This window comes from Longimicrobium sp. (genome assembly GCF_036399255.1).
Classification (GTDB): Bacteria; Gemmatimonadota; Gemmatimonadetes; order Longimicrobiales; family Longimicrobiaceae; genus Longimicrobium.
This window is the reverse complement of sequence record NZ_DASWNM010000134.1, coordinates 59,026-75,715: the sequence shown is the minus strand read 5'-3', so window position 1 is coordinate 75,715 and position 16,690 is coordinate 59,026. Positions and strand designations below refer to the sequence as shown.

The window sequence follows — 16,690 nt, the reverse complement described above, 5'->3', positions numbered from 1 at the left end:
GCGGGTCATGGAGGATTTCACGGCTGTCCTGTCGAGGTGCCGGTTCATGCCCGGACGAGGCACGGCGTCGGGACCCCACCGTGCGTCAAACGCTTGCTTCGCAACGACTCCGCCGTGTACTTTCCGTTCCTGACCCGGATTGCCTCTGCCCGGCACAGCCTTCCAGAGCCCATGACGCATTCGCAGCCGCACGCCGGCGACCCGGGACGCGTCCCGGCCCCCACGTTCTTCGACCCGTCGTTCGAGCGCCTGCCCGCCCCCGTGGCGGGCGAGACGGCCGCGCCGGGTCCCGTGCTGCTGCTCTTCGACCGCGCGGCGGACCGCAGCTGGGCCGCCGACGCGGCGGTCAGCCTGGCCACGGGGTGGCACGCGGCCGGGCGCCGCACCGTGCTGGCCGACCTGTGCCTGGAGGACCCGTTCCTTCACGAGCGCATCGGGATGCCCAACCAGGACGGCGTGGTCGACATCTTTCTTTACGGCGCGTCGCTGGCCCGCAGCGCGCGGGCGGTCCCCGGCCGCGGCTTTCACCTGATCTCGGCCGGCACCTACAGCGACGACCCTGGCGGCGTGCTGCGCAACCCGCGCTGGGACAAGATCGTGGCCGGCTTTCGAGACAACCAGGCGGCGCTGCTCCTCTTCGTCCCCAGCGACGCGCCGGAGCTGGCCTCGCTGCGGCGCTTTGCCAGCGAGGCCATCCTGCTGGGCGGCGGGGACGGCGCCAGCCCCATGCCCGCGGGGCTCGCGGATCCGTTCAGCGTGCGCGCCTGGCTCACCCCGCCCCGCCGCGACGACGCCGCCGCCGTCCCCGCCGCGCGCCCGGCGTCGCCCGCGGACCGCTTTCCCGAGCCGGAGCCCGTGGCGCCCTGGAACGCGCCGCCGGGAACCCGCGCCGAGCTGGCCGGCGTGAACGACGTGATCGTCCCCACGGCGGCGGTCCCGGGCTCGCCCGCCGCGCCGCCGGTCTCGCCCGAGGCCATCCCCGTCCCGGACCCGGAGTGGACGGACGCGGACGAGCCGAAGAAGCGCAAGCGCGCCGTGTCGCCGCTGCTCCTGGTCCTGCTGCTGGTGGCGCTCCTGGCCGCGCTGGTCTTCCTGGGGCCGCAGCTCATCCCCGGCTTCCCGGACCTGCTGGGCTCGTCCACCGCGCGCGATGCGGAGCCGGCACCGGCGAAGGCCGTCCCCGCGGCGGCGGCGCCCGTGCGGCCGCAGCCGGTGGCCGCCGCGGGCGCGGTGCTGCCGTACTCGGTGCAGGTGCGCAACTTCCAGAGCTGGGACGACGCGGCGGTGTTTTCGCGCGAGGTGTCGCGGCGGTTCAGCGAGGCGCAGTTCTTCATCGTCCCCGAGGCCAACCAGGGGATCACCTACTGGAAGGTGATGGCGGGAATGGCCGCCGACACCACCGCCGTCACCGCGCTGCGCGAGCGGCTGCTGGCGGAGAAGGTGATCGAGGAAGAGGCGGCGGGCGGGCGCTACGCCCTGATCGACCACCGCCCGCTGGCTCACGAGCTGGGCGAGTACCCCACCGCCGAGGCGGCCCGCGCCCGGGCGGACTCGCTGACCTCGCGCGCCATTCCCGCCTACGTGGCGCCCGTTCCCTACACCGACGGCACAGAGCGCTGGAAGGTGTACGGCGGCGCCTACCGCGACACCGCCAGCGCCGCCGCCATGACGGAGCTGCTGAAGGGCGCCAGCATTCCCCCCCGTCTCGTCGAGAGATCGGGCCGGCCCCCCGCTTCCCCCAAATGAAGCTTCGCTCCCTCCAGCTCCACGGCTTCAAGTCCTTCGCTGACAAGACGGTGCTGGAGCTTCGCGACGGCGTGACCGCCATCGTGGGCTCCAACGGCTGCGGCAAAAGCAACACCGCAGACGCGGTTCGCTGGGTGCTGGGCGAAACGCGCGCGGGCGCCCTGCGCAGCGCCAAGATGGAAGAGGTCATCTTCCAGGGCACCATCCGCCGCCGTCCCCTGAACTACGCGGAGGTCACGCTCGTCTTCGGCAACGAGGACGGGTCGGTCCCCATTCCGCAGACCGAGATCGAGATCGCGCGCAAGGTGTTTCGCGAAGGGGGCAGCGAGTACTTCCTGAACCGCCAGTCGTGCCGCCTGCGCGACATCAACGACCTGCTGCGCGACACGGGGCTGGGCGCCGACGCCTACTCGATCATCGAGGCGGGGATGATCGACGCCATCCTGAGCGAGCGGCCGGACGAGCGCCGCGCCATGTTCGAGGAGGCCGCGGGCATCGGCCGCTACAAGGACCGCCGCAAGGCCGCGCAGCGCCGGCTCGAGGCGGCGGAGGTGGACCTCTCCCGCCTGAACGACCTGGTGGGCGAGGTGGAATCGAAGGTGAAAGCCCTCGCCCGGCAGAAGCGCAGGGCGCAGCGCCACGCGGAATTGCAGGCCCGGCGGCTGGACCTGGAGATGGCCATCGCCCGGGCCGAGGCGGATTCGCTCACGCTGGCGCTCGCGGAGGGAACGCGGCGGCTGGCGGCGCTGGAGGCGGAGGGGCGCGACGCGGCCACCGAGCGCGCCACGGCCGAAGCCACGCTGGAGGAGCGCCGGCTGGAGCAGTCGGAGGTGGCGCGGCAGCGGACGGCGGTCTCCGCGCGGCTCGAGGAGGTGCGCAGGCGGCTGGACACGCGCGAGCGCGAGATCCTGCTGGCGGACGAGCGCCGCTCGCATGCGGAGATGCGCATCGCCCAGCTGGTGCGCGAGCGCGGCGAGCTGGCGGAGCGCGCCGAACGGCTGGCGGCGGACGCGGCGCGGCTGCAGGGGGACGTCACCCATGCCCGGGGGCGGCTGGAGGGGATGCGCGAGCGGCTGGAGGCGCGGCTGGAGGAGAACGAGGCCCTGCGCGCCACCCTGGCCTCGCATCGCCAGGCCGCGGACGCCGCCGCGGCCCGCGCGCGCGACCTGGCCCGCGAGATCGCCGCCGCCGAGGGCGAGCGCGCCGCCGCCGAGCGCCGCGCCGCCGAGGCCGCCGAGCGCATCACCCGGCTGGCGGAGCAGGAGGCCGGCCTGGCGGGCGAGCTGGCGATGCTGGACGAGCAGACGGAGCTGTGGTCGGGCCAGGGCGAGGCGCTGCGCGACCGGCTGGACGCCGCCATCGACGCGGCGGAGCGGGCGCGCGAGGAGATCCGCGTCCTGCGCGGCCGCGAAGCCGCCCTGCGTGACCAGCTGCGCGCCGCGGACGACCGCCTGTCGCGGCTGACGGCGCAGGTGTCCGCGCGCGAGGCGCTGGAGCGCAGCTACGAGGGCTTTTCCCCCGCCGTCACCGCGCTGATGGGGCTGCGCGACCGCGTTCCCGGCGTCCGCGCCCCCCTGGCCGACTTCGTCCGCGCGACGACGGCGGACGCGGCCACGGCGACGGCGGTGGAGTCGTTCCTGGGCACGCTGCTGCAGGCGCTGGTGGTGGACGACCTGGCCGCCGCGCGCCGCGTGCGCCGCTGGTTCCGGGACGAGTGGGACGGCGGCGGCACCCTCCTTCTTCTTCCACTGGACGCGCCCGGCGTGCGCGAGGCGGTGCAGGAGGCGGACGCGGCGGCGCGGCTGGGCGTGGCGGGGCAGGGGGACGCGGCGCCGTGGGTGGATGCCTTTCTCCACGGCCTGCTGGTGGTCGAGGGCGAGGACGCGCTGGAGGGGTACGCCCGCGGCGCCCGCGTGGACGCGCTGGGGGATACCGTCGACCCGCGCGGCGTCATCCGCCTGGGCCAGCCCGTCAGCGGCGAGGGGATCCTGGCCCGGCGCGAGGCGCTGGCCCGGCTGCGCAACGAGGTGGAGGACGCGCGCGTGGCCCACGACCGCCTGGCGCTGGACCGCGACGCCCTGGCCGAGCAGCTGGCGGTGGCCGAGGAGCAGGCGCGCGAGGCCGAGGACTTCGTCCGGCGGACGGAGAACGAGCTGCGCCAGCTGGACGCGGACGCCGCCGCCCACGGCCACCGGCAGACGCGCCTGCGCCGCGAGCGCGAGGAGGTGGGCGTGGGGATGGCGAACGCGCGCCGCCTCTCGGTCGAGGCCGCGGAGCGCATCGCGGCGGTGGACGGACGGATGACGGAGCTGCAGCGGGCCGCCGGCGAGGCCGTGGGCGAGCAGCACCGGGCCGGCGGCGCGCTGGGCGAGCTGGACAGCGTCTGGGAGGCCGCGCGGGACGAAGAAAGCGAGCTGCGCGTGGCCGTGGCCCGCGCGGAGGGCGACCTGCGCGAGCTGGAGCGCGCCCTTGCCGCGGCGCGCCAGGGGTCGGAGGGCGCGGCGGGGCGCGGGCGCACGCTGGAGGCGGAGGCCACGGAGCTGCGGCGCTCGCTGGAGGGGCTGTCCGGCATCCGCGACCGCGCGGGGGACGAGGTGGAGGGGCTGTTCGCCGAGCGCGACCGCGAGGCGTCGCTGCTGGCGGGGCTCGACACGCGGCTGGGGGAGCTGGAGGCGGAGATCGCCCACGCGGAGGAGCGCGCCCGCGTGGCCCGCCGGCGCGAGGGCGAGGCCTCGGAGGGGCGCCACCGGCTGGAGCTGGAGCGCGCGGACCAGGAAAGCCGGCTGGTGCGCGTCCGCGAGCGGGTGGAGGTGGAGTGGGGGCGCACGTGGGAGGTGCTGGCCTCGCAGGCGGCCCCCGTGGACGAGGGCGGGCCGGACGCGTGGCGCGTGGAGGTGCGCGAGGTGGCGCAGGCGGTGGACGCGCTGGGCCCCATCAACATGCTGGCCGTGCAGGAGCACGAGGAAGAAGACCGCCGCCTTACCTTCCTCCTGGAGCAGCAGAACGACCTCACGAAGGCGCGCGACGACCTGTCGTCGGCCATCCGCCAGATCAACCGCACCGCGCGCGAGGTGTTCATGGGCACCTTCAACCGGGTGCGCGAGAACTTTCACCGCACCTTTCAGTCGCTGTTCCAGGGCGGCGAATGCGACGTGTGGCTGGCGGACCCCGACGACCCGCTGGAGTCGCCGATCGAGATCCAGGCGTCGCCGCGCGGCAAGAAGACGCAGCGCATTCACCTGCTCAGCGGCGGCGAGCGCACGCTGACGGCGCTGTCGCTGCTCTTTGCCATCTACCTGGTCAAGCCGTCGCCCTTCTGCCTGTTCGACGAGGTGGACGCGCCGCTGGACGAGAGCAACGTGGGCCGCTTCATCCAGCTGCTGAACGACTTCAAGGAGCAGACGCAGTTCATCGTCATCACCCACAACCCGCGCACCATGGAGTCCGCGGACTGGATCTACGGGGTGACGATGGAGGAGCCGGGCGTATCCACCATCGTGGGCGTGGAGCTGGAGGGCGCCTGGTCGTTCGGGGACCAGCGGGTGGCGTAGGAGCGCGGAACCTGCCGACCCGGGAAAAGACGCTCCGGCATGGAGACGCGGGGGGGCGCGGAAGGCCTGCTCCGTGCCCTCCGCGTCTCCATTTCCGGGACGAGTGGACGCAAACGGCGCGGGACCGTAGATTTCGGGCAGAGCTGATGCGGGACCCCCAACGGACTTCAGTGCCATGCTGGTCGTCATGAGACACGACGCGACGCCTCAGGAGATCGAGAGCGTCGTCGACACCATCCGCGAGATGGGATACGAGGCCCGGCCCATGCCGGGCAAGCAGCGCACGGCCATCGGCCTGGTCGGCAACGACGGCAAGGTGAACGCCGACCGCATCGAGTCGCTGAGCGGCGTGATGGAGATCATCCACGTCTCCCAGCCGTACAAGCAGGTGTCGCGCGAGTGGCGCGCCGAGAACACCGTCGTCGCGCTGGACAACGGCACCCGCATCGGCGGGGGCGAGGTGTGCGTGATGGCGGGGCCGTGCTCGGTCGAGTCGGAGGCGCAGATCATCGGCATCGCGCACCGGCTGCGCGACGCGGGCGCCACCATCCTGCGTGGCGGCGCCTTCAAGCCGCGCACCTCGCCCTACTCGTTCCAGGGGATGGCCGAGGAAGGGCTCAAGCTGCTGGCCAGGGCCCGCGAAGAGACGGGGATGGCCATCGTCACCGAGGCCATCGACAACGAGAGCCTGGACCTGGTGGTCCGGTACGCCGACATCGTGCAGATCGGCGCGCGCAACATGCAGAACTTTTCGCTGCTGCGCCGCGCGGGGCGGGCCGGCAAGCCGGTGCTGCTCAAGCGGGGGATGGCGGCCACGGTCAAGGACCTGCTGCTGAGCGCCGAGTACCTGCTGGCGGAGGGGAACCCGCACGTGATCCTGTGCGAGCGCGGCGTGCGCGGCTTCGACACGCACACGCGCAACCTGCTGGACCTTACCGCCATCCCCGTGGTCAAGTCGCTTTCGCACCTGCCCATCATCGCCGACCCCAGCCACGGCACGGGGCTGCGGGCCAAGGTGACGCCCATGGCGCGCGCGGCGGTGGCGGCCGGGGCCGACGGGCTGATGATCGAGGTGCACCCGGACCCCGAGCGCGCCATGTCCGACGGCGCGCAGTCGCTGTATCCCGACCAGTTCGGAGAGCTGATGGAGCAGATCGCCGTGATCGCCAACGCCATCGGGTCCCGCCTGGTGCCGCCGCTCGTTCCCGAGGGTGCCGCCCAGCCCGCCTGACCCCCGCCCCTCCGGGTCGCGCGGCAACAACAAGCCGCTCGGCGACCGCGGAGAACGGATCGCCGCCGGGTTTCTGGCGGACCGCGGCTGGGTGATACTCCACCGCAATTTCCGAATCGGCCACCGTGAGATCGACCTCGTCGCCCGCCGCGACGAGGTCGTTGCGTTTGTGGAGGTAAAGACGCGGGGTGGGCTGGGATACGGGCATCCGCTAGAAGCCATCACGCGGAAAAAGCGGAGGGAGATCCAGCAGGTGGCCGCCGCCTGGATCGAGGCGCACGGCTCACCGAGCGACGTCTACCGCTTCGACGCCGTCGCCATCCTGCTTCCCTCCGGCGGCGACCCGGTCATCGAGCACGTGGAGGACGCCTGGAGGGTGTGGTGAGCGCGCCGGCCGCCGCGGCCGGCGTGTGGGGGAGGAGTGGCGTTGACAAAACCCAAGCCGATAGGTAAGCTGAATGGGAACGGTGATGAGGGAGCCCGGGTGGAGGTTCGTGATCCACAGCGACGACCACGCGCCGCCCCACGTGCACGCCATCCGGCGTGGCGGCGGGGAGGCAAAGGTGACCATTCCGCGGCCGGACGAACGCGTGGCGGTGCTGCGCGTAAAGGACCTGCCCACCCATGAAGCCATGCGCGCGGTGCGCATGGTCGAAGAGCACCGCGCGCACCTTATGCTTGCCTGGGAGAAGATCCATGGCTGATCTCCGACTTTCCGACGACGAGCTGGTCCGCCAGATCGAGGCGGCGCGTGAGGCCGAGCGCGTCGCCGACACTACCGAGCCGCGGGCGCGCGACGTGTACTTCGACGGCGCCACGGGACGGATCGTGGTCGAGCTCAAGCAGGGCGGGTCGTTCGCGTTCCCGCCCGAGATGTACCCCGAGCTCGCCGGCCGGTCGGCCGCGCAACTCGGCGCGGTGCGGCCGTTTGCCTCCGGCGAGGCGCTGGAGTGGGAAGCCCTCGACATCCACATCGGTGTGGCGGGCGTGCTGGTGAAAATGCTGGGGCCCGCGATGCCGCGGGCCTTTGCGCAGCGCGGCGGCTCGGCGACCAGCGAGCGGAAGGCGGCGGCGGCGCGGGCCAACGGCGCGCGCGGCGGGCGCCCGCGCACGCGCACCGAGCCCGGCTGGTCCGCCGCGCCGCCCGGCTACGGCGTGATCCGCGCGCGCGAGCAGCGGGTGGACCCGCCCACGCCCCCGCCTCCCGGGCACGCCGGCCCGCCCGAGGACGTGGAGGCAGTGCCACCTCCCGAGCCGAAGCCGCGCCGCGGGAGAAAGCGGCCGGGTGAGTAGGCTCGCAAAGCCGCCGCTCCCCCGGGGGGGTGGCGGCTTTGTGATCGTCGACCCGACCCTCCGCGGGTGGCTCCGCGCCGCTGGCGGACCGGCGCGCGTTCGTCTTGGTTGAGGGGACTGGACGAGGGGACTATATTCATCGGTTCGCAGTCGATCTTCCCGCGTTCCCCGGCAGTCTGTGTCCCGCACCGCACTCGCACGCCGATACCGCCCGCGCCACTTCAGCGAGGTGGGCGCACAGGAGCACGTTTCGCAGACGCTTCGCGCCGCCGTGCAGCGCGACCGCGTGGCGCACGCGTACCTGTTCTGCGGGCCGCGCGGCGTGGGCAAGACCACGCTGGCCCGCGTGCTGGCCATGGCGCTCAACTGCCCCAACCGCACGGACGAGGGCGAGCCCTGCGGCGTGTGCGACAGCTGCGAGCGCATCTGGGCCGGGCGCACCTCGCTGGACGTGGTGGAGATCGACGCCGCCAGCAACCGCGGCGTGGACGACGCGCGCGACCTGCGCGAGCGGGCCATGTACGCCCCGTCGGAGGAAGACCGCTTCAAGGTCTACATCATCGACGAGGCGCACATGCTCACGCGCGAGGCGTGGAACGCGCTTCTCAAGATCCTGGAAGAGCCGCCCCCGCGGGTGATCTTCGTCTTCGCCACCACGGAGCCGCAGAAGATCCAGCAGGCCGCGCCGCCCATCCTCTCCCGCTGCCAGCGCTTCGACTTTCACCGCATCTCCACGGGCGACCTGGTGGCGCGGTTGCGGACGGTGCTGGGGCACGAGGGGATCACGGTGGGCGACGAGGTGCTCGTCCCCATCGCGCAGAAGGCGGACGGCGGAATGCGCGACGGGCTGTCGCTGCTGGACCAGGTGCTCTCGTTCACCGAGGGCGCGCCCAGCGCCGACGACGTGCGGCGCATCCTGGGGCTGGTGGGGACGGAGGTGTACCTGGACCTCTTCCGCATCATCGCCGACCGGCGGCCGGCGGACGTGTTCCGCTTCGTGGGGCGCATGCTGGACGAGGGCTACGACCTGGCCGAGTTCTACCGCGGCCTGGCGGACTTCCTGCGCGCCATCCTCATCATTCGCCTGGGCGGGGGCGAGGCGGAGGGGATTCCGCAGCACCTGCAGCCCGTGGTGGCCGAGACGGCGGCGCGCTTTGCCGCGGGCGACCTGCTGCGGATGCTGGCGCAGGTGGCGGAGCTGGACGCGGACGGCCGCTTTCGCAAGAGCGGCGAGCAGCGCATCCTGATCGAGCTGCTGCTGCTGCGCTTTGCCTATCTGGAGAGCACGGTCAGTCTGGAGGACGTGCTTTCCGCGATCGGCGGCGGGGGTGGATCGGGGAGCGGCGGATCGGGAGACGGCGGGGCACCACGGGGAAACTTCGCGGGCGGCCGGCCGGCGTCTCCTGAGGCGCGGCCCGGCCGCCTGACCGAGCCCGCCCCCGCCGCCCCACCATCGGCCGTCGCGCCTGCGCCGGCCGCTGCCGCTGCGCCTGCGCCGATGCTTCAGGCCGTCGCTCCGGCGCCCGAGCCTGCGGCCGCCGCGCCACCGGCCGAAGCCGCCGCGTCCTTGCCTCAAGCCGCCGCGCCGACTCCTCCGGTAGTGGTGCCCGCGCCGCAGGCCGCCGCGCCGACTCCTCCGGCGGTGGTGCCCGCGCCGCAGGCTGCCGCGCCGACTCCTCCGGCATTGGTGCCCGCGCCCCAGGCCGCCGCGCCGACACCGCAGGCCGCGCCGGCGCCTCAGCCCGTCGCGCCGGCACAGCAGGCCGTCCCGGCACCCCAGGCCGAGGCACCGGCGCCTCACGCTGCGCCCGCGCCCCGTCCCGCCCCGGTGGAGGACGTGGTGCCGCATCCCGCGTCCCGGCAGGCGCCGTCGCGGCAGGGGGCGTACGACGGCCCCCCGCCGATGGACGACATCCCGTTGCCGGAGTTCGACGGGTATGCGCCGGGGGAGGACGACGGCGGCCAGTACGGCGCGCCCGCTCGCGACCGGTACGCCGCGCCCGCGCCCGATCGGTTCGCCGCGTCGAATTCCCCCGCTCCCGTGGCGCCACCCTCGTCACGGGTGGAGGTGCCCGCGCCCGCGGCGGAGGCCGCGCAGCCGGCGATGGGCGCGGGCGAGGGGCCGCTGGACGCACGCGCGCTGAACGACGCGTGGAAGGCGGTGATGGCGGACGCCACGGCGATCCCGGGCGCCCTGCGGATGATCCTGCGCTCCGTGAGCCGCGTGACGGCCGAGGGCGGGCAGGCGCGGGTGGAGCTGCCTTCCGCCGCGCTCATCCCCGACGTGAGCAGCCCCGTCAGCCGCCGCGCGCTCGAAGACGCGCTGGGCCGCAAGCTGGGGCGAAGGGTGTCGGTGAACTACGTCGCGGGGCAGGCCTCCGCCGGCGGCCCGTCGGCCACGCGCATCACCAACGAGAGCGCGCGGCGCGACCGGCTGCAGCGGATGATGGATGGGGAACCGGTGCTCGCGGCGGCGGTACAAGCGTGGGACCTGGAACTGGTTGACTGAGCGCGGGTTCGGCTCCCCGTTACCTGGGGGAACGCCGGCCCGCGCCCTGCGTCGTTCGGCGTTTGCATGCGCCATCTTTCCTTGATCGTCAGCGCCCGCGTGGCAGAAGCGAAGATGAACAACCTTCAGCAGATCCTTCAGATGGGCCAGCAGGTGCAGGCCCGCATGAGCCAGCTGCAGACCGAGCTGGGGCAGAAGACCGTCACCTGCACCAGCGGCGGCGGCATGGTCAGCGCCACCGCCGACGGGCGCGGCAAGCTGCGGGCGCTCACCATCGACCCCAGCATCGTCAGGGACGGCGACGTGGAGATGCTGGAGGACCTGGTGCTGGCCGCCGTGAACGAGGCGCAGAACCGGGCCAACGAGATGTACGAGGAAGAGATGCGCAAGCTGTCGGGCGGGCTCAACCTCCCGTTCAACCTGCCGGGCCTGTAAGGGCCGGGGGACCGCTCCTTGTCGGCCATCGACGAGCTGGTTGGAGAGCTGGCGCGCCTGCCGGGGATCGGGCGCAAGACGGCGCTGCGCCTGGCGTTTCACCTGATCAAGTCGCCCGAGGACGATGCCCGGCGCCTGGCGCGCAGCATCGTGCACGTGCGCGAGAAGGTGCATCCGTGCGGGCGCTGCGGAAACCTGTCGGAGCAGGACCCCTGCGCCATCTGCCAGAGCACCCGGCGCGACGTGGCCACCCTGTGCGTGGTGGAAGAGTCGTCCGACATCATGGCCATCGAGCGCACGGGCGAGTACCGGGGAATGTACCACGTCCTGGGCGGCCGGCTGTCTCCGCTGGACGGCATTGGCCCGGCCGAGCTGAACGTGCGCCCGCTGCTGGAGCGGGTGGGCGCGGGCGAGGTGCGCGAGGTGGTGCTGGCGACCAATCCCAGCGTGGAGGGCGAGGCCACGGCGCTGTACCTGGGGCGCATGCTGCAGCCGCTGGGGGTGCGGGTCACCCGCATTGCCCGGGGGCTGCCGGTGGGCGGCGACTTGGAATACGCCGACGGCGTGACCATCGCCGAGGCGCTGAACGGGCGGCGGGAGATGTAGGGGCCGGCGTGGCGCGAAACGAGCAGAGGTGCCGCGAGAGATCGCGGCATTTTGTTTTTTGGGCGATGCCCCGTTAGTTTGTCGGCGTCCACCCCATCCGCCGTTCCGCCCCTCGTTCTACGGGTGATGGAAAGCAACCGAATCGTTCGCACCGCCGCCGTCGCGGCGCTGGCCGTCGCCGCCGTCGCCGCCGTGGGCGTGCTGCTGGTGCGCGACCAGATCAGCCGCAGCCGCCGCGACCTGTTCAGCCCCCACACCCTGCGCCGGCTGGCCGCGCTGGAGTACCTGGGGGGCTTGCCGGCGTCGGTGGACACGGTGCTGCTGCTGCGCGACTTCATCGAGTGGGAAAAGCGCTCCCCGCGCAACCGCTCCCTGGCGCGCAAGCGCGCCGAGGCGGTGCTGCAGCGGCTGGAAGAAAGCCTGGCGGCCCGGGAGGTCGGCTGATGGCGGGGGCGAGCAGCTGGAGCTTCGAAGAGCGCGACTTTCACCGCATCGACCGCATTCTGCAGGCGTTCCTGTACGACGCGGGCGCCCGGTGCGCGCTGCTGGTGGACCGCACCGGCCAGCTGGTGACCACCGCGGGCGAAAAGCCCGACTTCGACTCGGTGGCCTTCGCGTCGCTGGCCGCGGCCGACTTTTCGGCCAACGACCAGCTGGCCACGATGATCGGCGAAACCGAGTTCAGCTCGCTCTTTCACCAGGGCGAGAAGGAGTCGATGTACCTGGCCGACGTGGCGCGGCGGGTAATCCTGGTGGTGCTGTTCGACAACCGCACCACCCTGGGAATGATCCGGATCAAGGTGAAGGCCGTCGTGCGGGAGCTGTCGGAGGTGTTCGGCGAGATGTTCACGCGGTCCGCTGCGGCCACGCAGGGCCCGCGGGTGGAGGCCGGCTTCGCCGACGAGGCGGAGGACGAGATCGACCGCCTCTTCGGCGATCTCTAGGAGGCCCGCCCATGTCGATGATCAACTACGCCTCGCGCGAGATCAACTGCAAGATCGTGTACTACGGGCCGGGTCTGTGCGGCAAGACCACCAACCTGGAGTACGTGTACGAAAAGGTGGCGCCCAACACCCGCGGCAAGCTCATCTCGCTGGCCACCGAGACCGAGCGCACGCTGTTCTTCGACTTTCTTCCCGTCGATCTCGGCGCCATCCGCGGCTTCAAGACGCGCTTTCACCTGTACACGGTGCCGGGGCAGGTGTACTACAACGCCAGCCGCAAGCTCATCCTGAAGGGGGTGGACGGGGTGGTGTTCGTGGGCGACAGCCAGGTGGAGCGGCTGGACGCCAACATCGAGTCCATGCACAACCTGTACGAAAACCTCGCGGAGTACGGGCTGGACCTGCGCGAGATCCCGTTCGTCATCCAGTACAACAAGCGCGACCTGCCCAACATCTCGTCGCTCGACGAGCTGCAGCGCGAGCTGAACCCCAACCTGGTGCCGCACTTCGAGGCGGTGGCGGTGCGGGGGATCGGCGTGTTCGACACGCTGAAGGCGGTGAGCAAGCTGGTCATCAAGTCCCTCAGCTAACCCAACGGCGGCGACCTCCATGGCCTGGCGCAACCTTCCCAACGCGATCACGCTGGGCCGCATCGTCCTGGCGCTGGGGGTGGCGCCCATGCTGATGACGGACCACTCCGGCTGGCGCATCGGGGCGTTCGTCGTCTTTCTGGCCGCCGCCTTCAGCGACCTGTGGGACGGGCACCTGGCGCGCTCGCGCAACCTGGTGAGCGACTTCGGCAAGCTGATGGACCCGCTGGCCGACAAGCTGCTGCTGGGGCTGACCTTCGTTCCCTTCTACGTGCTGAACCACTACACCGAGCGGGAGACGCCCTTTCCCTGGCTGGGGTGGACGTTCCCGCTGTGGATCGTGGTCGTCATCTTCGGGCGCGAGCTCTTCATCACCGTCTTTCGCGGCTTTGCGGCGCGGCGCAACGTGATCCTGGCGGCGGGAAAGGCGGGAAAGCTGAAGGCGGTGTTCCAGAACATCTTCATCGGCGCGGCCATCCTGTGGTACGCCCTGCAGTCCGCGGCGCGCGAGCGGGGGTGGAACGGGGGAACGTGGGGCGCCTGGGAGTGGTTCCACGCCGCCTTCACTGCGGTGTCGCTGGCCATCGCCGTGGCGCTGACCGTCTACTCGCTGTACGTGTACCTGCGCGACTTCCGCAAGCTCTCGACCGGGCGCCACGCGGGGTGACGCCGGTGCACCGGGCTCGCCGGAAATGAGCGCCACCCGGGAGCGGGCGGGCGAGCTGCGCGCGGCGGACGGCGTGCGGCTGCACCATCGCTCCTGGCCGGCGCCGGCGGAGCGCGCGGTGCTCCTGGTCTCGCACGGGCTGGGCGAGCACGGCGGACGGTACGCGGCGCTGGCGGAGGACCTGGTGCGGCACGGGATCACCTCGTACGCCATCGACCACCGCGGGCACGGCCGCTCCGGCGGCCCGCGGGGGCACGTGGCGCACTTCGGCGAGTTCGTGCGCGACTTCGAGCATTTTCGCGCGGCGGTGGCGAAGGAGCATCCCGGCGGCAAGCCCATCTTCCTGCTGGGGCACTCGCTGGGCGGGCTGATCGCCATCCGCCACCTGCAGACGCACCCGGAGGCGCCGTACGCCGGCGCCATCCTTTCCGCGCCGCTGGTGGGGATCGCGGTCAAGGCGCCGCGGTGGAAGGTGGCGCTGTCGGGCGTTCTCTCGCGCTGGGTGCCCTGGCTCCCGTTCCACAACGCCATCGACACGGCCATGCTCTCCACGGCGCCGGGGTACGTGGAGGCGTACCGGGCCGACACGCTGCTGCACAACACCATCACGCCGCGGCTGTACACGGAGATGGTGGCCGCCATCGACGCGGCGTTCGCGCAGCCGGACGGCATCCGCGTTCCCCTGCTGGTGCTGGCGCCCACGGCGGACCGCGTGGTGCTTCCCGAGGCGGTGGCGCGCTTTGCCGGCGCCTGCCCGGGCGAGGTGCAGGTGCGGCGGTACGAGGGCTTTCAGCACGAGTCGCTGAACGAAGCGGACCGCCACCAGGTGGTCGCGGATGTGGCGGCGTGGCTGGGCGCGCGGATCGGAGGGCCGGGCGAGGATGAAAGTGCCTAGTGCGTAGTACCTAGTACCTAGTACCTAGTGCCCAGTGCCCAGTGCCCAGTGCCCAGTGTTTGGTGCATCTTCGTGTCTCGGCACTCGGCACTCGGCACTCGGCACTCGGCACTCGGCACTCGGCACTCGGTACTCGGCACTCGGTACTCGGTACTCGGTACTCGGTACTCGGTACTCGGTACTTGGCACTCGGCACTCGGCACTAGGCACTTGATCCTGGGCACTTTCATCCTGCCACAATGGCGGTCGGGGCATGGCACCTCGCTTGCCCTTGCAGATCGGCGGGATTCCGACGATGCGCCCGCCGGCTCCGCGCGGAGTCCGGCGGGGCGCGCATTGTACAGGCTGGTTACCTTTCGGGGATGATGAGCGAGCACGACGACAACGGTTCCGCGGAGCGCCCGTCCGACGAGGCGCAGGCGGTGGAGAACGGCGGCGGCGCGCAGGCCTCCGGCGCCGACGGCCAGGCGAACGGCCCGTCCAACGGCGTGGGTGGCGACGGGCCCGCGTTCGCGGAGGCCTCCGCGCCCGCCGCGGGCGGCGGCGACGAGCTGTCGGCGTTGCGCGAGCGGCACCTGCGGCTGGCGGCGGAGTTCGACAACTACCGCAAGCGGGTGGAGCGCGAGCGCGGCGAAAGCTGGGTGCGCGCCCAGGCGCAGCTGCTGGAGCGGCTGCTGGAGCCGCTGGACGACCTGGCCCGCGTGGCGGACTTCGACCCCGCCACCACCCCCGCCGGCGCGCTGCACGAGGGGTGCGAGATGGTGGAGCGCAAGTTCCTGCGCGCCATGGAGGCCGCGGGGCTGGAGGAGATCGAGGCCCAGGACCGGGCCTTCGACCCCACCATCCACGAGGCGCTGACCACCGTCCCCGCCGAGAGCGCCGAGGAGGACAACAAGGTGGCGCAGGTCTACCAGAAGGGGTACCGCCTGAAGGGCGTGCTGCTTCGCCCCGCGCGCGTCGTCGTCAAGAAGCACCAGGGCTGATCCCGCGCCCGCCCGTCCCATGAACGCGGGCGGGCGCCGTTCATCCGAGTCAGGTTCCGATGGCGACACAGAGCAAGGACTTCTACCGCGTGCTGGGCGTGGCCGAAAACGCCAGCGCGGACGAGATCAAGAAGGCGTACCGCAAGCTGGCCAAGCAGTACCACCCGGACGCCAACCCCAACGACGCGGCCGCCGCGGAGCGCTTCAAGGAGCTCTCCGAGGCCAACTCCGTGCTGTCGGACGACGAGAAGCGCAAGCAGTACGACCAGATGCGCAAGCTGGGCGCGTTCGGCGGCATGGGGGGCATGGGCGGCTTTCGTCCGGGCGCCGGGCGGCCCGGCGGGGCGGGGGGGGCGCAGACGTTCACCTTCGACGACCTGGACCTGGGCGGCGGGGGACTGGGCGACATCTTTGGCTCCATCTTCGGGCGCGGAGCCGGTGCCGCCGGACGGCCGGGCGGACAGCCCGGCGGGCCGCAGCGCGGCGAGAACATCGAGTACGCGGTCGAGATCCCCTTTCGCACGGCGGTGCGCGGCGGCCGGGTGACCATCCAGGTGCCGGTGACGGAGGACTGCGGCACCTGCCACGGCAGCGGCGCCGCGCCGGGCGCCACGGTCAGCACCTGCCCGGAGTGCCAGGGGCGAGGGACGGTGACCTTTGGCGCGGGAAGCTTCGGCGTCTCGCGGCCCTGCCCCCAGTGCGGCGGCAAGGGCAAGGTGCCCAGCGAGCCGTGCGCCACCTGCGCCGGCAACGGCCAGGTGCGGCGCCAGCGCGCGGTGAACGTCACCGTGCCGGCGGGGGTGGACAACGGCTCCAAGATCCGCCTGGGCGGCCAGGGCGAGCCGGGCGCCTCCGGCGGGCAGCCCGGCGACCTGGTGCTCACCTTCCGGGTGGAGCCCGACGCGTTCTTCAGCCGCGAGGGGCTGGACGTGGAGTGCACCATCCACGTGAACCTGGCCCAGGCCGTGCTGGGGTCCAAGGTAAAGGTGCGGACGGTGGACGGGCAGTTCGTGGTCCTCAAGGTGCCGGCGGGCACGCAGCCGGGCCGCCGCTTCCGCATCAAGGGGATGGGCGTGGAAAAAAGCGGCCGTCGCGGCGACCAGTTCGTCAAGGTGCAGGTGGACGTGCCCGACCAGCTGGACGAGAGCGCGCGCAAGGAGTTCGAGGAGTTCGCCGCCGCCGCCGGAATGCGGCACTGACAAGAGCAGTGCCGAGTATCAAGTGCCAAGTGCCGAGTTGC

The 16,690-nt window shown here is 72.4% G+C and carries 16 protein-coding genes; all 16 read left to right on the top strand.

Going from position 1 to position 16,690, the window contains the following annotated elements:
* Positions 1-171 precede the first annotated feature (171 nt).
* The gene (locus VGC13_RS24165; protein ID WP_331127873.1) at positions 172-1,746 is read left to right on the top strand and encodes a hypothetical protein; all 1,575 of its coding nucleotides are present in this window, start codon (positions 172-174) and stop codon (positions 1,744-1,746) included.
* A complete protein-coding gene (smc, locus tag VGC13_RS24160; RefSeq protein WP_331127872.1) occupies positions 1,743-5,297 on the top strand; it encodes a chromosome segregation protein SMC in 3,555 nt (1,184 codons plus the stop codon). Before VGC13_RS24165 ends, smc begins: the two co-directional genes overlap by 4 nt.
* A gap of 175 nt (positions 5,298-5,472) precedes the next feature.
* The gene (gene aroF, locus VGC13_RS24155; RefSeq protein WP_349264255.1) at positions 5,473-6,528 is read left to right on the top strand and encodes a 3-deoxy-7-phosphoheptulonate synthase; all 1,056 of its coding nucleotides are present in this window, start codon (positions 5,473-5,475) and stop codon (positions 6,526-6,528) included.
* On the top strand, positions 6,509-6,913 hold the full coding sequence (locus VGC13_RS24150) for a YraN family protein (protein ID WP_331127870.1): 405 nt from the start codon (positions 6,509-6,511) through the stop codon (positions 6,911-6,913). Before aroF ends, VGC13_RS24150 begins: the two co-directional genes overlap by 20 nt.
* Positions 6,914-7,022: 109 nt before the next feature.
* Positions 7,023-7,232 (top strand): DUF4160 domain-containing protein, encoded by a 210-nt coding sequence (locus VGC13_RS24145; protein WP_331127869.1) that lies wholly within the window; start codon positions 7,023-7,025, stop codon positions 7,230-7,232.
* On the top strand, positions 7,225-7,821 hold the full coding sequence (locus tag VGC13_RS24140; protein ID WP_331127868.1) for a DUF2442 domain-containing protein: 597 nt from the start codon (positions 7,225-7,227) through the stop codon (positions 7,819-7,821). Before VGC13_RS24145 ends, VGC13_RS24140 begins: the two co-directional genes overlap by 8 nt.
* A 178-nt stretch (positions 7,822-7,999) precedes the next feature.
* Positions 8,000-10,330: a DNA polymerase III subunit gamma/tau gene (gene dnaX, locus VGC13_RS24135; protein WP_331127867.1), complete on the top strand. Its 2,331-nt coding sequence runs from the start codon at positions 8,000-8,002 to the stop codon at positions 10,328-10,330.
* Positions 10,331-10,444: 114 nt separating this feature from the next.
* On the top strand, positions 10,445-10,765 hold the full coding sequence (locus tag VGC13_RS24130; protein WP_331127866.1) for a YbaB/EbfC family nucleoid-associated protein: 321 nt from the start codon (positions 10,445-10,447) through the stop codon (positions 10,763-10,765).
* A gap of 18 nt (positions 10,766-10,783) precedes the next feature.
* Entirely contained in the window at positions 10,784-11,371 is a 588-nt protein-coding gene (gene recR / locus VGC13_RS24125; RefSeq protein WP_331127865.1) for a recombination mediator RecR, read from the top strand.
* Positions 11,372-11,497: 126 nt separating this feature from the next.
* Positions 11,498-11,815, top strand: a complete 318-nt coding sequence (locus VGC13_RS24120) for a hypothetical protein (protein WP_331127864.1) — start codon at positions 11,498-11,500, stop codon at positions 11,813-11,815.
* Positions 11,815-12,315, top strand: a complete 501-nt coding sequence (locus VGC13_RS24115) for a roadblock/LC7 domain-containing protein (protein WP_331127863.1) — start codon at positions 11,815-11,817, stop codon at positions 12,313-12,315. Before VGC13_RS24120 ends, VGC13_RS24115 begins: the two co-directional genes overlap by 1 nt.
* Positions 12,316-12,326: 11 nt before the next feature.
* Entirely contained in the window at positions 12,327-12,905 is a 579-nt protein-coding gene (locus VGC13_RS24110) for a GTP-binding protein (RefSeq protein ID WP_331127862.1), read from the top strand.
* 19 nt (positions 12,906-12,924) lie between these two features.
* On the top strand, positions 12,925-13,572 hold the full coding sequence (locus VGC13_RS24105; protein ID WP_331127861.1) for a CDP-alcohol phosphatidyltransferase family protein: 648 nt from the start codon (positions 12,925-12,927) through the stop codon (positions 13,570-13,572).
* A gap of 25 nt (positions 13,573-13,597) precedes the next feature.
* Complete coding sequence (locus VGC13_RS24100) at positions 13,598-14,467, top strand: lysophospholipase (protein WP_331127860.1); 870 nt, start codon at positions 13,598-13,600, stop codon at positions 14,465-14,467.
* Positions 14,468-14,832: 365 nt separating this feature from the next.
* The gene (locus tag VGC13_RS24095; protein ID WP_331127859.1) at positions 14,833-15,450 is read left to right on the top strand and encodes a nucleotide exchange factor GrpE; all 618 of its coding nucleotides are present in this window, start codon (positions 14,833-14,835) and stop codon (positions 15,448-15,450) included.
* A 59-nt stretch (positions 15,451-15,509) separates the two neighbouring features.
* Positions 15,510-16,649, top strand: coding sequence for a J domain-containing protein (locus VGC13_RS24090; protein ID WP_331127858.1), 1,140 nt, complete (start codon positions 15,510-15,512; stop codon positions 16,647-16,649).
* The last annotated feature ends 41 nt before the right edge of the window (positions 16,650-16,690 follow it).

Coding starts and splice junctions, on each gene's coding strand:
- VGC13_RS24165 (WP_331127873.1), top strand. CDS start 172: ATGACGCATTCGCAGCCGCACGCCGGCGACCCGGGACGCGTCCCGGCC.
- smc (WP_331127872.1), top strand. CDS start 1,743: ATGAAGCTTCGCTCCCTCCAGCTCCACGGCTTCAAGTCCTTCGCTGAC.
- aroF (WP_349264255.1), top strand. CDS start 5,473: ATGCTGGTCGTCATGAGACACGACGCGACGCCTCAGGAGATCGAGAGC.
- VGC13_RS24140 (WP_331127868.1), top strand. CDS start 7,225: ATGGCTGATCTCCGACTTTCCGACGACGAGCTGGTCCGCCAGATCGAG.
- VGC13_RS24130 (WP_331127866.1), top strand. CDS start 10,445: ATGAACAACCTTCAGCAGATCCTTCAGATGGGCCAGCAGGTGCAGGCC.
- VGC13_RS24120 (WP_331127864.1), top strand. CDS start 11,498: ATGGAAAGCAACCGAATCGTTCGCACCGCCGCCGTCGCGGCGCTGGCC.
- VGC13_RS24115 (WP_331127863.1), top strand. CDS start 11,815: ATGGCGGGGGCGAGCAGCTGGAGCTTCGAAGAGCGCGACTTTCACCGC.
- VGC13_RS24110 (WP_331127862.1), top strand. CDS start 12,327: ATGTCGATGATCAACTACGCCTCGCGCGAGATCAACTGCAAGATCGTG.
- VGC13_RS24105 (WP_331127861.1), top strand. CDS start 12,925: ATGGCCTGGCGCAACCTTCCCAACGCGATCACGCTGGGCCGCATCGTC.
- VGC13_RS24100 (WP_331127860.1), top strand. CDS start 13,598: ATGAGCGCCACCCGGGAGCGGGCGGGCGAGCTGCGCGCGGCGGACGGC.
- VGC13_RS24095 (WP_331127859.1), top strand. CDS start 14,833: ATGAGCGAGCACGACGACAACGGTTCCGCGGAGCGCCCGTCCGACGAG.
- VGC13_RS24090 (WP_331127858.1), top strand. CDS start 15,510: ATGGCGACACAGAGCAAGGACTTCTACCGCGTGCTGGGCGTGGCCGAA.